This window comes from Agrobacterium sp. CFBP2214 (assembly GCF_030209895.1).
Taxonomy (GTDB): domain Bacteria; phylum Pseudomonadota; class Alphaproteobacteria; order Rhizobiales; family Rhizobiaceae; genus Agrobacterium; species Agrobacterium radiobacter.
Genome location: NZ_JARVRC010000003.1, coordinates 971,563 through 985,892 on the forward strand (window position 1 = coordinate 971,563; position 14,330 = coordinate 985,892).

19 protein-coding genes are annotated in these 14,330 nt (G+C 61.8%); 11 read left to right on the top strand and 8 right to left on the bottom strand.

All coding sequences use genetic code 11. From position 1 onward, the window contains the following. Positions 1–95: 95 nt before the first annotated feature. The 3 genes from QRN60_RS12075 to QRN60_RS12085 all read right to left on the bottom strand — a co-directional run bounded on the left by QRN60_RS12075 (position 96) and on the right by QRN60_RS12085 (position 2,371). Positions 96–1,172: a siderophore-interacting protein gene (locus QRN60_RS12075; protein ID WP_129565096.1), complete on the bottom strand. Its 1,077-nt coding sequence runs from the start codon at positions 1,170–1,172 to the stop codon at positions 96–98. A gap of 71 nt (positions 1,173–1,243) precedes the next feature. Further along, the gene (gene ung, locus QRN60_RS12080) at positions 1,244–1,957 is read right to left on the bottom strand and encodes a uracil-DNA glycosylase (protein WP_031233587.1); all 714 of its coding nucleotides are present in this window, start codon (positions 1,955–1,957) and stop codon (positions 1,244–1,246) included. A gap of 18 nt (positions 1,958–1,975) precedes the next feature. Next, the gene (locus QRN60_RS12085; protein ID WP_004429967.1) at positions 1,976–2,371 is read right to left on the bottom strand and encodes a VOC family protein; all 396 of its coding nucleotides are present in this window, start codon (positions 2,369–2,371) and stop codon (positions 1,976–1,978) included. Between the two features lie 253 nt (positions 2,372–2,624). Between QRN60_RS12085 and QRN60_RS12090 the strand changes: the two genes are divergently transcribed. Continuing rightward, positions 2,625–2,981 carry a YbaN family protein gene (locus QRN60_RS12090; protein WP_020809365.1) on the top strand — a complete coding sequence of 119 codons (357 nt, stop codon included), beginning with the start codon at positions 2,625–2,627 and terminating at the stop codon, positions 2,979–2,981. Between the two features lie 16 nt (positions 2,982–2,997). Here QRN60_RS12090 and QRN60_RS12095 read toward each other — a convergent pair whose 3' ends face one another. The 3 genes from QRN60_RS12095 to QRN60_RS12105 are packed head-to-tail and all read right to left on the bottom strand — an operon-like array spanning position 2,998 to position 5,755. Next, positions 2,998–3,780 carry a heme ABC transporter ATP-binding protein gene (locus QRN60_RS12095; RefSeq protein WP_060723668.1) on the bottom strand — a complete coding sequence of 261 codons (783 nt, stop codon included), beginning with the start codon at positions 3,778–3,780 and terminating at the stop codon, positions 2,998–3,000. Next, positions 3,777–4,865, bottom strand: a complete 1,089-nt coding sequence (locus QRN60_RS12100; protein WP_060723669.1) for a FecCD family ABC transporter permease — start codon at positions 4,863–4,865, stop codon at positions 3,777–3,779. The genes QRN60_RS12095 and QRN60_RS12100 overlap by 4 nt, the downstream gene beginning before the upstream one ends. Continuing rightward, positions 4,862–5,755 carry a heme/hemin ABC transporter substrate-binding protein gene (locus QRN60_RS12105; RefSeq protein ID WP_112278474.1) on the bottom strand — a complete coding sequence of 298 codons (894 nt, stop codon included), beginning with the start codon at positions 5,753–5,755 and terminating at the stop codon, positions 4,862–4,864. Before QRN60_RS12105 ends, QRN60_RS12100 begins: the two co-directional genes overlap by 4 nt. Positions 5,756–5,941: 186 nt before the next feature. Here QRN60_RS12105 and hmuQ point away from each other — a divergent pair, with 186 nt between their 5' ends. The 9 genes from hmuQ to QRN60_RS12150 all read left to right on the top strand — a co-directional run bounded on the left by hmuQ (position 5,942) and on the right by QRN60_RS12150 (position 10,952). After that, positions 5,942–6,289, top strand: a complete 348-nt coding sequence (hmuQ, locus tag QRN60_RS12110) for a heme-degrading protein HmuQ (RefSeq protein ID WP_004429958.1) — start codon at positions 5,942–5,944, stop codon at positions 6,287–6,289. A 9-nt stretch (positions 6,290–6,298) separates the two neighbouring features. After that, positions 6,299–6,823 (top strand): heme utilization cystosolic carrier protein HutX, encoded by a 525-nt coding sequence (gene hutX / locus QRN60_RS12115; RefSeq protein ID WP_112278475.1) that lies wholly within the window; start codon positions 6,299–6,301, stop codon positions 6,821–6,823. A gap of 183 nt (positions 6,824–7,006) precedes the next feature. After that, the gene (locus tag QRN60_RS12120) at positions 7,007–7,396 is read left to right on the top strand and encodes a hypothetical protein (protein WP_223564872.1); all 390 of its coding nucleotides are present in this window, start codon (positions 7,007–7,009) and stop codon (positions 7,394–7,396) included. A gap of 151 nt (positions 7,397–7,547) precedes the next feature. Next, positions 7,548–8,087 carry a DUF2975 domain-containing protein gene (locus tag QRN60_RS12125; protein ID WP_111792962.1) on the top strand — a complete coding sequence of 180 codons (540 nt, stop codon included), beginning with the start codon at positions 7,548–7,550 and terminating at the stop codon, positions 8,085–8,087. 9 nt (positions 8,088–8,096) lie between these two features. Beyond that, the gene (locus QRN60_RS12130) at positions 8,097–8,339 is read left to right on the top strand and encodes a helix-turn-helix domain-containing protein (RefSeq protein ID WP_080866411.1); all 243 of its coding nucleotides are present in this window, start codon (positions 8,097–8,099) and stop codon (positions 8,337–8,339) included. A gap of 93 nt (positions 8,340–8,432) precedes the next feature. After that, positions 8,433–9,209, top strand: coding sequence for a YbaY family lipoprotein (locus QRN60_RS12135; protein WP_020809374.1), 777 nt, complete (start codon positions 8,433–8,435; stop codon positions 9,207–9,209). A 206-nt stretch (positions 9,210–9,415) separates the two neighbouring features. Next, a complete protein-coding gene (gene purU / locus QRN60_RS12140) occupies positions 9,416–10,300 on the top strand; it encodes a formyltetrahydrofolate deformylase (protein WP_004429922.1) in 885 nt (294 codons plus the stop codon). Positions 10,301–10,345: 45 nt separating this feature from the next. After that, positions 10,346–10,642, top strand: a complete 297-nt coding sequence (locus tag QRN60_RS12145) for a type II toxin-antitoxin system RelE/ParE family toxin (RefSeq protein WP_020011654.1) — start codon at positions 10,346–10,348, stop codon at positions 10,640–10,642. A gap of 4 nt (positions 10,643–10,646) precedes the next feature. Next, a complete protein-coding gene (locus tag QRN60_RS12150; protein WP_060723677.1) occupies positions 10,647–10,952 on the top strand; it encodes an addiction module antidote protein in 306 nt (101 codons plus the stop codon). 13 nt (positions 10,953–10,965) lie between these two features. On the opposite strand, the gene QRN60_RS12155 is transcribed toward QRN60_RS12150, so the two are convergent. Both QRN60_RS12155 and QRN60_RS12160 read right to left on the bottom strand, forming a co-directional pair. Then, positions 10,966–12,360 carry a sensor histidine kinase gene (locus QRN60_RS12155; protein ID WP_129565097.1) on the bottom strand — a complete coding sequence of 465 codons (1,395 nt, stop codon included), beginning with the start codon at positions 12,358–12,360 and terminating at the stop codon, positions 10,966–10,968. Continuing rightward, positions 12,357–13,037 carry a response regulator gene (locus tag QRN60_RS12160; RefSeq protein ID WP_003491888.1) on the bottom strand — a complete coding sequence of 227 codons (681 nt, stop codon included), beginning with the start codon at positions 13,035–13,037 and terminating at the stop codon, positions 12,357–12,359. Before QRN60_RS12160 ends, QRN60_RS12155 begins: the two co-directional genes overlap by 4 nt. A gap of 50 nt (positions 13,038–13,087) precedes the next feature. On the opposite strand from QRN60_RS12160, the gene QRN60_RS12165 reads away from it, so the two are divergent. Then, complete coding sequence (locus tag QRN60_RS12165; protein WP_371412712.1) at positions 13,088–14,185, top strand: ABC transporter substrate-binding protein; 1,098 nt, start codon at positions 13,088–13,090, stop codon at positions 14,183–14,185. Positions 14,186–14,330: the final 145 nt, after the last annotated feature.

The following is a 14,330-nucleotide window of genomic DNA, read 5'->3' on the forward strand; positions in this document are numbered from 1 at the left end:
AACAGCGCTCTCAGGCATAGAGTGGACAACGGGAACGGATTGTTCCCGAATGGTGAACGATAAAACCGACTGTTCAACGAGCCCGATGGGGCAGTTCAATGATCGTCGGCAACGCCCAGGGTCCAGTAGCCGACGGCGCGCAGCGACGCTTTCGGGAAAGAAATCTCGTCGGTGAGGAAGGATTTTGCCGCCCTCGCCTCGGATTTTTCGCAGGCGACAAAGACGTGCAGGCCTTCATGATCCGCGCTCCAGGCATGGTCGCGCAACGCCTTTTCAATGAGGCCGGCGGTGCCGGCGGGCTTGCCGCGGCGATAAAGCCATGTCCACTCGACATTCGCCGCGCAGACGATCTCCTGCCGCTCGGCTTCGTCATCGACTTCAGCATAGACGTTGAGCTTTTTCCCAGCCGGCATTTCGGCTGCCATGCGCAGCATCACCGGCAGCGCCGTCTCGTCACCGGCGAAGACATAACGCTCGGCTTCCGGGCAAACACCGCTCGGGCCGATGATGCCGAGAACATCGCCGGGCTTCGCCGTCGCACCGAAGGTCGCGCCCGGCATGTGGTCGCCCTCATGCATGACGAAGTCGATATCGACTTCACCACGCGCGATATCGCCAGAACGGATGGTGTAGACGCGCCGTGTGAGAAGATCATCGCCCGCCGGCCAGACGATCGCCCCGGTGGGCGCAAGATAAGGCCAGATCGGTGCGCGGGCCTGATCCGGCACCAGAAGCAGGCGCACATGCATGCCGCCGGTCAGCAGCCTTTCGATGCCGCTTTCGACCGATACCACCAGCCGGCGCATATGCGGTGTCAGATTATAGGCGCGGGCGACCTTGCCGACGAAAAGATTGGGCAGTTCACGCTGCTGCGCGCCATGGCCGCTCCAGCGGAAATCCAGCCCCGTCTCGCCGGAGAATTCGACGATATGCTCGGCCACCATGGCCTTTACCGACATCAATATATGTTCGGAAATGCAGCTGACCCTTGCAGCGAAATGGCCGCCTTCGGCGCTGAAGCTGCCATGGCCATATTCGGTCTTGAACCGCACTGTCGCACCGTCGCGTTCCATCTCCATATGCTCGGAAAAATGATCCTCAAAAGCATCGACGATCGACAGCGGATCGGACAGCGAGACGGAGGTTTCGGCAGACAGGAGAGACACGGGCATAATCCTTCACTTTGTAGTCCGGTTATCTTTAATCCCGACAACCGCAAAGCGTAAAGACATTTTATGAGTATCTAGAGAAGGTTTTTGTCACTGCCCGCCGTTTCAGGCAATTGCCAGTCGATCGGCTGGCGGCCATGGGAGACGAGAAAGGCGTTTGCCTTGGAAAAATGGCCATTGCCGAAAAAGCCGTTATGGGCCGAAAGCGGGGACGGATGCGGCGAGCGCAGCACGAGGTGCTTGCGCTGGTCCACGAAGGCCGCCTTCTTCTGGGCATAGGAGCCCCAGAGCAGGAAGACGACATGGTCGCATTCGTCGTTGACAGCGCGGATGACGGCGTCGGTGAATTTTTCCCAGCCCTGCCCCTGATGCGAGGCGGCGCGGGACTCTTCCACCGTCAGCACGCTGTTGAGCAGAAGCACGCCCTGTTTTGCCCAGCTTTCCAGAAAGCCGTGACCCACCGGGCGAATGCCGAGATCGGCCTGCAATTCCTTGTAGATATTGACGAGCGAAGGCGGAATGCGCACGCCGGGCTGGACGGAAAAGCACAGCCCATGCGCCTGGCCAAGCCCGTGATAGGGATCCTGGCCTAAAATGACGACCTTGACCTCATCGAGAGGCGTGAGATCGAGAGCGCGGAAATATTCCGCGCCCTTCGGGAAGATGCGCTTGCCGGCGGTCTTTTCGGCAAGCAGGAACTCTTTCAGCTTGAGCATGTAGGGGCTGGCGAATTCGCCGGAAAGAACGCGCTTCCAGCTGTCTTCGAGTTTGACGCCTGCCTCTGCCATGCCCGCCTCCATCAGAGCTTATTTAAACCGGTTGCCGCGCTGCAGCACTTCGATCTTGTAACCATCGGGATCGCAGATGAAAAAATATTTTGCGAAAGGCTGGCCCTTATAATCGGCCTCGATGATCTTGCCGGGAGAAAGGCCGACCTCGATGAAGCGCTGGTGTTCAGCGTCCACATCGGCAACGCTGACGGCAAGGTGGCCGTAGCCGTCGCCCAGCGCATAGGGCACTTCGCGGCCACGGTTGACGGTCAGTTCCAGCTCGAAATCGCCCTCGGCATTGCTGAGATAGATCAGCGTGAAATTCTCGAACTCGGCGCGTTCCGCAATTTCAAGGCCGAAAGCCTGTTTGTAAAATTCCACCGAACGCTTTTCGTCCAGCACCCGGACCATCGAGTGGATCAGCTTGGCCATGGTGTTTTCCTTCTTCTTCCTGTTGACGGCCCGGTTATGCTCCGGGCATCGCGGCCCAAGGGGATAAAGACTGAGCGTCGCGCTTTCAACCCTAAAGGCGCTCTGCGACAGGACGTAGCGGCCCGATCACGGCAAATGTGATGGCAAAAACCCCTTGGTTTTTCAGGTGCGGCCGGAACCTGCGGCAACGGGACCGCATGGTTTTGGGCCCGCCGCTCTATCCTGAGTGCTGAACTCATGATACCGGCTAGGCATGCGCCTTTTATACCTCTGTCTTGGCTGGCTAATGGTCGCGACCGGCATTGTCGGCGCGTTTCTTCCCGTTTTGCCCACCACGCCGTTCCTGCTTCTGGCGCTCTGGTGTTTTTCGCGCTCTTCACCAAAACTCGAGGCGTGGCTGCTGGCCCACCCCAGATTCGGCCCTTCCCTGCAGCGATGGCGCGAACGCGGCGCAATCGCCCGCAACGCCAAGATCGCGGCGCTTTCGGCCATGTCCGTCAGCTACGCCGCTTTCTGGTTCCTGAGCGAGCCGCCGCCGCTACGGGCAGCCATCGTCGCCGCCGTCATGCTGGGCTCTGCGCTCTTCATCGCCACGCGCCCGGAAAGCTGAGGCGAAGGACAGGTCCTTAACGGTGGCGCGACTGCGGCAGCACGTAAGGAATATGCCGCGCGGGCAGACGGCCGACGACGCCGCCAATGCCATAGACCCTGGCGATGGTCTCGTCGCTGATCGTTTCCAGCGAAGGACCGCTCGCCGTCACCCGGCCGCCATGCATGACGATAAGTTGATCGGCAAATTCCGCCGCAAGATTGAGATCGTGCAGGATGGCGAGCACCAACCCACCGCCGCTTGCAAAGTCGCGCGCCGTTTCCAGCACGGCGATCTGGTGGCCGATATCGAGGCTGGCCGTCGGCTCGTCGAGGAAGAGCGCCCGCGCCTCACCATTTTCCACCGGAAAAGGCACCTGCGCCAGCGCCCGGGCAAACTGCACCCGCTGCTGCTCGCCGCCTGAGAGCATGTTGTAGGACCGTTGCTCGAAACCGCGCAGCCCGGCCTTGGCAAGCGCCCGGCGGGCCTGTTCTTCCGGCATACGAGACCCCTGTGCAACCGCTCCCATGCGCACGATTTCGAGCGCCGTGAAAGGAAACGCAAGCTGGGTGCTCTGCGGCAGCACGGCCCTGAGACGCGCAAGCTGGACCGGCGTGAAGGCCGGCAGGTCGACGTCATTATAGGTCACCGAACCGCTCTCGGCGCGCATCTCGCCCGAGAGAACCTTCATCAGCGTGGATTTGCCGGCGCCGTTGGGGCCGATGATGACATTGACCTTGCCGGGCTTCAGATCGACGCTGACCGTGTCGAGCAGCCGGCGGCCGGAGCGGATGAGGGTGAGGTTTTCGGCCCGGATCATGACATGTTCCGCATGGAAAAGCCGCCGCGTCCCAAGAGCAGGAACAGGAAGACCGGCGCGCCGATGAGCGCCGTGACGACGCCGATCGGCAGTTCCGCAGGTGCGGCCACCGTGCGGGCGAAACTGTCGGCCAGCAGCAGAAGCGCCGCCCCGCCAAGTGCCGACGCCGGCAGTAAAAAGCGGTGCGACGGGCCAATGGCAAGGCGAAGCAGATGCGGCACGACGATGCCGACGAAGCCGATGGAACCGGCCGCCGCCACACTCGCCCCGCAGGCGGCGGCAACGGCCAGAATGACGATCCGTTTTAGCCGCTGCACCGGAATGCCCATGTGAAAAGCGGCCGCATCCCCGAGGATCAGCGCATCGAGCCCGCGGGCAACGAAGGGAATGATGGCGAGAACGACGATGATGAAAGGCAGGGTCGCGAGCACCTTGGCGGGCGTTGCACCGCCGAGCGAACCGAGCGACCAGAAGGTGATGTCGCGCAGCGCCCGGTCATCCGCCACGAAAATCATCAACCCGGTCAGCGCGCCGCTGATTGCCGCCACCGCAATGCCGGCCAGAATGAGCGTGGTGGTGGAGGTCGCGCCGTCCTTGGTGGCGATCAGGTAAAGCACCCAGGTGTTCAGCAGCCCGCCGAAGAATGCCATGATGGGCAGGAAATGCGGGCCGAAAAACACCGCCACCGTGGCAAGCGCGCCTTCCCCAAGGGAAATCGCCGCGACCGCAAACAGCGCCGCACCCGAGGTGACGCCGACAATGCCGGGATCGGCCAATGGATTGCGGAACAGGCCCTGCATCATCGCCCCTGAAACGGCAAGCCCGGCGCCGATCAACATGCCGAGCGCGGTGCGCGGCAGGCGCACGGCCTCGAGAATGATCCTGTCGCGCGCATCGAGCTGGTCCGCGCCGCCGGTAAGATAGGCAATGAGCTCTGAAATGCCGACGCCCGTGGGTCCGCTGACAAGCGACACGCCACAGGCAAACAGCAGGATGCCGACGAGCACGGCAAGGGCGACAACCCCCTGGCGGGATCTGTCGCCGGCAACGCCGCCCTCGGTGGAACTCAAGATCGCAAGGCTCACGGCTTCACCACGTCAGGGTAGAGCTTGTTTGCCAACTCGCGACCTGCTGCAGGCGTGCGCGGGCCGAAACCGATGAGATAAAGCCCATCCATGCTGATGAGCGCCTTGCTTGCGGCGGCAGGCGTGGACTGGAAAGCGGGAAGCGCGAAAGTCTCATCCGCCTTGGCGGCGTGGTCGCCGCGCGCCATGGTCAGCACCACGTCGGGTGCTGCGGCAATGACCGCCTCATCCGTCAGCGGCTTGTAACCCGTGATCTCCTGAGCCGCATTGATACCGCCCGCCATTTCGATGATCGCCGCCGCTTCGGTATCCTTGCCCGCCGCCATGATGCGGCCTCCGGCGGTGGAGAGCACGAAGAGAACACGCTTCCTGCCCTTTTCCGGGATGGCGGAGACATCCTTGGCGAGTGCATCGAGCCCAGCCCTGGTCTCGGCAGCCAGCGCCTTCGCCTTGTCCGAGAGACCCACGGCCGCGCCGACATCCTCGATCTTCTTGGGAATGGCGTCGCCGCTCGGCGGCGTATCGACGGTGACGAAAGGCACGGCACTTGCCTTCAGGATGGCGATGACATCAGCCGGGCCGGAACCGTCTTCCGAAAGAATGAGATCCGGCTTCTGCGACAGGATGCCTTCCGACGACAGCGCTCGCATGTAACCGATGTCAGGCTTGGCGAGCGCATCGGCCGGATAGCTGCTGGTGCTATCGCGCGCCACGATACGATCTCCTGCACCCAGCGCATAAAGGATTTCCGTCACCGTGCCGCCCACTGCGACGATGCGTTTCGCCTCCGGATTACCCTTGTCCGAAGCCATGGCAGCCGGCGCGGCAAAGCTGATTGCGGCGGGCACGAGGGCGGCGAGAACGAAGGAACGAAGGCGGGAATTCAACATGGCGTTATCCTGAAACACGACCCGGCGCCGGTTTGCCCGCGCCACTAATCTTGAGTTCTTTACACATGTTTATACACCGCGCAATCGATAAGTGGAGTAAATTTGTTCGCTTTGTCGTGAACCCCTTCCCAACCCCATCCGGGCCGGATATCCTGACTGAAACAGGAAACTTAAAGGGAGACTTTCATGTTTATCGCAATGAACCGCTTTCGTGTCGTGCCGGGTTATGAAGACACCTTCGAATCCATCTGGCGCGAGCGCAAATCGCACCTGAGCGAACTGCCGGGCTATATCGAATTTCACATGCTGAAAGGCCCGAAGGCGGACGACCATACGCTTTACGCCTCGCACACCGTCTGGGCCACCAAGGATGACTTCCTTGCCTGGACGAAATCCGAACAGTTCCGCGCCGCCCACGCCAAGGCCGGCGAAAACCGCGGCAAGGTGGAATATCTTTCCGGCCCGCATTTCGAAGGCTTCGACGTCATCATCCATGAAGACAAGAATGGCGAGCGCCGTTCGATTGCCGCCTGAGGCCGTCCGATGAGCATTGCAGCCCAGAAGACCGATGACGACAGGCAGGCCCGCGCCGCATCAGCCCTTGCCGAAAAGCCCGATGGCATCGTGGAGGCCATTGCCGCCAAGGCCGAAGTGACGCCTGCCGAAATTCTGGCGATTCTGCCTGAGGGTGCGGCCGTTTCCGCTGCCGCCGACCAGTTCGACGCCATCTGGAACGAGATGCGCGGCTGGGGAGAAGTCCTGATGATCGTGCAGACCGGCGATATCGTGCTGGAAGTGCCCGGCCACCTGCCGGAAGGCACGGAAAGCCATGGCTGGTTCAACATCCATGGGGACAGCCCCATAGGCGGTCACATCAAGAAGGACAATTGCGCCGGGATCACCTTCGTCGATCGCGGTTTTCACGGTCGCCGCTCCTGTTCCGTCTGGTTCATGAACGCCGCCGGCGGCGCCATGTTCAAGATTTTCGTCCGCCGTGACGAGAACAAGGAGCTGCTGGCCGGACAGCTTGCGAAGTTCGAAGCGCTGCGGGACGGTTTCCGCGGTTGAGCAGGCGCGGGCTGCCACGGCAAAGTGGCAGCCTCTTCCGAGGTCGATTATCCACCGGCGGAATGAAACTGCTTCAAAATAAATAATTATCGTTTTACGATAAAAAATGTTGAAAAATCGATGTTCCTGATTGAGATTGGCCGCCGTCGGCCGATCCAGCCGTCATTTGAAAAAGGAACCTCGATGATGAAGAAATTATTCACCGCCGCCGTGGTGAGCGTGGTGCTGCAGGCCTGCCTTGTCTCACTCCCCGCGCAGGCAGCGGGCGGTCAGGACCCGGCCTCCGCGGAACGCACGCTCAGAACCGTTCTTGAGGAAGCACGCAGCGGCAACCTCAACCTCTCGCGCTTCGAAGATGACATCGTCGCCGATGTCCGGGCCAATGCCGGGGCGGTTTCGGGTGAAATCAGACGCCGTGGCAAGGTGACGGCCATGCAATATCTCGGAAGACAGGCGACCGAGGCGGGTGATCTTCACAGATTCAAGGTCACTTTCGAAAAGGGCCAGATGCTCTGGTCGCTCATTCTCAACACGCGCGGCCAGATCGCCAATATCGACATGGAAGCCCCCTGACCCCTTTTTCGTGTGCCGGTGGGATACAAAGCGCGCCCGCCGGCAGGCATGAACGGCGTCATCAGCCCAGCAAGATGGCCTGCCGTCTCGATTGACGTTATAAATTTATCGTCTTACAGGAATTGAAGAACAAAAACCACCGGATCACCTGATGACCGACCCATCCATCAGCCGCCGCATCGCCCGGGTCAGCCGTATCCTGATATGGCTTTCCTTCGTTTTTGCAGGCACCCTCATCGCCGCTTATGTCGCCATATGGGCCGATACGGAAACCCTGCGGACGGTGATTGAAGGGCAGATCCTGCCGCCTGCCACACCTTACCTGCTCACCGACGCCGTGCGTGTCACCGGTTTTGTCGTCGGGCTTCTGCCGCTTCTGGCCGTGCTTAGCGGGCTCTGGTTTGCCGTCCTTCTTTTCCGGCTTTTCGAAAGGGGCGAGGTCTTTACGCAGACGTCAGGCAAAAGGCTGATCCAGGTCGGTGTCGCGCTTGCCGCATTGCTGCCGGCGCAGATCGTCATGACCGGCTCTGCTTCCTTTCTGCTGACGGTGGGCAATTCCGTTCCGAGCATCTCCTTTTCTTTTGAGAGCACGCAGATGCTTGTGGGCTTTGCCGGCGGGTTGATGATTGTCGTTGGCTGGGTGCTGGGGGAAGCGACGCGCATCGCCGACGAAAACCGCGAATTCATCTAGGAAACGACCGTGCCGATCATCGTCAATCTGGATGTCATGCTTGCAAAACGGAAGATGCGATCAAAGGAGCTCGCGGCCCGTATCGGCATTACCGAACAGAATCTTTCAATCCTGAAATCCGGCAGGGCGAAAGGCGTGCGCTTCGAAACCCTCGAAAAGATCTGCGAGGCGCTGGACTGCCAGCCCGGAGACCTTCTCGAATACAGGCACGGCCCCTCTGTCGTCACCGAGGAGGTGACGGACGAAACCTGAAAGCGACGGGCAGTCCCGTCGGTTCATCGCCCGTTCAGTGCCGTTTTCTATCATCCGTTGAAATTCGAACGGAACCAGCACGGAGCAAGCACCATGACCGACCACCGACCTCTTCTTTCGCGCCGCAGTTTCGCCGGGCTTGTCGCGCTTGCGCCGCTTTTTGCGGCAAGTGGTGCGGTCGCCGCGCCGGCAAGCCTGCGTGGCAGCGTCTCCTATCGCGAGCGCATCGCCCTGCCGCCGGGCGCGACCGTCACCGTGCGCCTGATCGATGTTTCGCTGGCGGATGCGCCGTCGCAGACGATTGCCGAAACCACCATCCGCCCGCGTGGCCAGGTGCCGGTGCCTTTTGTACTGCGTTATGACGACCGCGACATTCGTGGCCGCCGTTCCTATGCGCTGAGCGCCGAAATCCGCGACCGCGACCGTCTGCTCTTCACCACCACCCGCCGTTACTCCGTCCTGACCGGCGGTCGCGACGATACCGATCTCGTGCTGGAGCGTGTCGGCGCGGGTCCGGGCAGACCGGAGCCGGAAGCCGGCATCGATGGACGCTGGCTGGTGCAGGAGATCCGCGGCGAACGGATTCGCGGCCGCCGCCAGGCGACACTGGAAATTACCCGCGAGGGCCGCGTTTCCGGCAATGCCGGCTGTAACGGCATCGGCGGCGAGGTGAAGATCAGCCGCAACCGCGTCGATTTCGGCCGGATGATCTCCACCCAAATGGCCTGCGCGCCCGACATCATGCGCCAGGAGCGGCAGTTCATCGAAGCTCTGGAAGGCGCGCGCTCCTTCCGGCTGGAACCGCGTCGCGGCACGCTGGAACTGATCGACGGCCGCGGCCGCCCGGCCATGCGTCTGCGCCGCGCCTAACCGGCGCAGCCCTCCCCCTCAGAATGCCGGCGCCGCCGTGCTGGCCATGGAACATTCCATGTCGCTTCCGGCACGGCGCGCGCCCGTTTCCCGCCCTATGACTTTGGCTACGTCGCCTTGGCGCTTTGCTCCGCCGCCAAGCTGCGCTATGGAACGCGCCGAACTGTGCCGGCCGATGCCGGCGTGAAGTCTTTGAGGGAAAACGAATGACATCCTATGTTCTGACCGTAGCCTGCAAATCGACCCGTGGCATCGTCGCCGCGATTTCCGGTTATCTGGCGGAAAAGGGCTGCAACATCGTCGACAGTTCGCAGTTCGACGACCTCGAGACCGGCAAGTTCTTCATGCGCGTTTCCTTCATTTCGGAAGAAGGCGCCTCCCTTGAGGCCATCACCGAAGGCTTTCAGCCGGTGGCGAAAAAATTCGGCATGGAGGCGGAGATCTACCCGGACGGCCAGCGCATGAAGGCAATGCTGATGGTGTCGCGTTTCGGCCATTGCCTCAATGACCTCCTCTATCGCTGGAAGATCGGCGCGCTGCCGATCGATATCGTCGGCGTCGTCTCCAACCATTTCGATTACCAGAAAGTGGTGGTCAACCACGACATTCCCTTCCACCACATCAAGGTGACGAAGGAGAACAAGCCGAAGGCCGAAGCGCAGCTGATGGACCTGGTCGAAACGAGCGGCACGGAACTCGTGGTGCTGGCCCGTTACATGCAGGTTCTGTCCGATGACCTCTGCCGCAAGATGTCGGGCAAGATCATCAACATCCACCACTCCTTCCTGCCGAGCTTCAAGGGCGCAAACCCCTACAAGCAGGCCTATGAGCGCGGCGTGAAGCTTATCGGCGCAACGGCGCATTACGTCACCGCCGATCTCGACGAAGGCCCGATCATCGAGCAGGACACGGTGCGCATCACCCATGCACAATCGGCCGACGACTATGTCTCGCTTGGCCGCGACGTGGAAAGCCAGGTGCTGGCTCGCGCCATCCACGCCCATATCCACCACCGCACCTTCATCAACGGCAACCGCACGGTCGTCTTCCCGCCGAGCCCCGGCAGCTATGCTTCCGAGCGGATGGGGTGAAACCTTCGTCATTGACGAAATGACAACCACAGTTTACATTGCACCATGCTCACGATCCGGGAAACAAGCGAGTTTGCCGACTGGCTGGCGGGTCTGCGCGATGTGCAGGCGCGCGCCCGCATCGCACGCCGCATTTACCGGCTGGCGGACGGCAATCCCGGAGACGTGAAACCGGTTGGCGAAGGCGTCAGCGAACTCAGGATCGACCTTGGACCCGGATATCGGGTCTATTTTGTCCGGCACGGCGATGTCGTCATCATATTGCTGTGTGGCGGCGACAAGGCATCGCAACCCCGCGACATCGCCAGAGCCAAGAAACTGGCCAGAGCGCTCAAGGAGTGAGACCATGCCACTTGTGACACGCGATTACGATGCTGCCCGCTACCTTGATAGTGACGAAGCGCTTGCCGCTTACATCGCCGACGCCACAGAGAGCGGCGATGCACAGGAGCTCGCCCATGCGCTGGGCGTCGTGGCGCGGGCCAAGGGTATGACTGACCTTTCGAGACAAACCGGCCTTCCCCGCCAGACCTTGTACAAGGCGCTGAGCGGCGAGGGAAATCCGGAACTGGCGACGATTGCCAAGGTCGCCGACGCGCTGGGCTACAGGCTCTCGCTGGTGGCGAAACCGCCTGCAGACACGGCCGCCTGATAAACCCGGCGGGCTACGGCGCCTTTTCCACGCCACCAAACTCCACCCGCGCCCTCAACCCGCGCCCGCCCGCGCCGTCCTCCAGCGTCAGTCGCCCGCCAAACAGCCCGGCGATCTCCTCGATGATCGCAAGGCCGAGGCCGGCGCCGGGGGCGGCGTTGGCTTCGCCGCGGGCGAAGCGCTGGCGCACCATGGCGCGTTTTTCCGGGGGGATGCCGGGGCCGTTATCTTCCACTTCCAGCCAGACAGCGCCCGCTTGCCTGCCGACGCGCACGGTGACTTCCGCCCCGCGCCCGGCATAATTGATGGCATTGGAAACGAGATTGCCGATCAGTTCGCCGATTAGGAGCGGCTCGGCGGGAATTGTCGCTTCGCCTTCACCTTCGAAACCGAGATCGATGCCAGCCTCCGCTGCGCGCGGCACGAAATCGGCGGTCACGTTCTGCGCGACGGCCACCAGGTCTATCGCGGAAAAATCATGTTTTTCGCTCGAACCGGCGGCATCGATATTGGCCATGCGCAGCAGCTGGGCGAGGATATGTTCGGCATGCGCCACCGAAGCGCCGCCCTTCAGCGCCGCCGCCTGCGCCTCTTCAAGGCTTGCGGCGCGGGCGGAAAGGGCCAGCTGGGTGCTGATGATGGCAAGCGGTGTACGCAGCTGGTGGCTGGCATTGCCGGTGAAATGCCGGAGCGCATCGAGCGCCGATTGCAGCCGCACCATAAAGGAATTGACCGTTTCCACCAAGTTTTCCACCTCGACAGGCACGGATTGGCGGATGGGGTGCAGGTCGTTCGGGCTGCGCTCGGCAATGGCTTCGCTGAGCCGGTAAAGCGGCCGGAGCGAAATCGTCACCGCGATCCAGACGATGATCGCAGCCCCCACGATCATCAGAAGCAGGCGGAGCGCGGACCGCAGGATGATCGCCTGCGCCAGCTGGCTGCGGGCAATCGTGGTTTCGGCAACGGTGACGGAAAAGGGCACGGAATTGATGCCGGTGGAAGCGAAACGCCTGATAGCGGCGATGCGGATCGGTTCATCGCGGAACACGGCATCGCGATAGGCGGGCGTATCACCCGCCGGGTTCGCAACGGTCGGCAGGTTCTGGTAACCGGTGAGGAATTGCCCGTTCGGCCCATCGACGCGGTAAAATACCCGGTCCTGCGCCGCCGATGTCAGCATTTCCAGCGCGACATAGGGAATGTCGACTTCCAGCGAGCCGTCTTCTGCCACCACCACCCGCTCGGCAATGGCCAGAGCCGAACCTGAGAGCACCCGGTCGGAGACGACATTGGCGGTGTTGACCGCCTCGCGCCAGGTATCGGTGAGCGCAACGCAGCCGATAATGGCGGTGGAGATGAGAAGCCAGCCTAGAAGTCGCCGCCTGAGCGAATAGGCGGCCTGTATCATTCAGCCATCTCCGGCAGCTTTTCGAGATAATAACCGATACCGCGCGCCGTCTTGACCGTCAGCCCGTGGGGCGCGAGCCGCTTGCGCAGGCGGCTGACATATTGCTCGATGGCATTGGCGGAAATATCGTCGTCGAAGCCGGTCAGCGACTGCACGATCGCCTCCTTGGCGACAACCTTGCCGGCCCGCATGAACAGCACCTCAAGCAGCGCCACCTCGCGCGCCGGAATATCGAGCGGGCGCCCATCTGCGGAAAAGGTGCGGGAATTGAGATCGAAAAGCACCTTGCCGAAACTGAGGGCGGAGGAACGCAAGCCGGCATTGCGGCGCAGCAGCACCCGCACACGGGCCTCGAATTCCGTGATGTCGAACGGCTTGATCATGTAGTCGTCGGCGCCGAGATCGAGCCCCTTGACCTTTTCTTCCGGCGTACCGCGCGCCGTCAGGATCAGCACCGCCGCCTTGTCCTGGCGCGAACGCATGGAGCGCAGCACCTCGATGCCATCCATTTCCGGCAGGTTGAGATCGAGAATGACGAGGTCGAAACTTTCCGCTGCAATCGCCGCATCGGCGGAAGCGCCATCGGAAACCACGTCCACCGCATAACCGCTGCCGCGCAGAAGTGCGGAAAGCCCTTCCGACAGCACCTGATTGTCCTCGACCAGCAAAATACGCAAATCTTCCTCCCGCAATCCGCCGAATTTAACCAAGCCCTTGCCGCTTGTGAATGGCAAGCGCGTGCGGCATGATCTTTTCCATGCGTATCTGCCTTTTTCTCTGCCTCTGTCTTTGCATGGCCTCGCCCGCGCTTGCGCAGGTCGCCATTTTTCCCGCCCCATCAGGCAAGGCGGGTGCGGAAACGCTGGTGGTCTATTCCTCGCTCGATGAGCCTCTGGCGACGCCGATGATTGAAGGTTTCCAGAAGGCCAATCCCGATATTGCCGTCCATTATGAGGATATGCTGACCGGCGAAATCTACGACCGCATCGTAAAAGAAACCGATGCGGGCAAGAAGACCGCCGATTTCGCCTTTTCCTCCGCCATGGATCTGCAGGTGAAGCTGAGCAATGACGGTTATGCGCAGCGCTCCGATCTTGCCATGAGCGCCCGCTGGCCCGCCTGGGCGAACTGGCGCAACACCGCCTATGCGCTGACCTTCGAGCCGGCTGTTTTCGTCTATCACAAGCCGAGCTTCACCACGGAAAAGCCGCCCGCCACCCGCGCCGAATTTGTCGATTATCTCGAACGCCACGCCAGGCAAGTGCATGGCCGCATCGCAACTTACGACATCGAACGCTCCGGTGTCGGCTTCCTGTTCATGTCACGCGATCAGGAGCAGTTCGGCGATATATGGAACGTCATCAAGGCCATGGGCGCGGCGGGCGTGAAGGTCTACTCCACCTCCTCCGCCATTCTGGAGCGGGTCTCCGACGGCCGCTTCGTGCTGGGATACAACATTCTTGGCTCTTATGCGGCCGACTGGGCCTCGCGCCACCCCGATGTCGGCATCGTGCTGCCGAAAGACTATACCGTGGTCATGTCGCGTATCGGGCTGGTGCCGGAAGCCGCCGCCAACCCGGCGCTCGGGCGTCGTTATCTCGAGTTCTTCATGTCCAAGGAGGGCCAGACGATCATGGCCCGGCAATTGCAGATTCCCGCCGTCAGCCCTGAGGTGGCGGGCGAAAACACCGCCAACACCATGCAGGCCATCCACGGCGCACAATTGCGCCCCGTACCCGTCAGCCCCGGCCTGATGGTCTATCTGGATCAGGTGAAACGCAGCCGCCTGATCGAGCGCTGGAACGAGGCGCTTCGCTCACAGTAGTTCGAGGATGCCGGGTGCGCTCACCTCCCTCATCCCTGGGCTTGTCACAGGGATCCAGCCAGCCCAAGTCCTTGGGTTGAAAGGAGTCCTTCCGCCGCGCCGGCGCGCATCGGCTGGATTCCCGTGGCAGGCACGGGAATGAGGG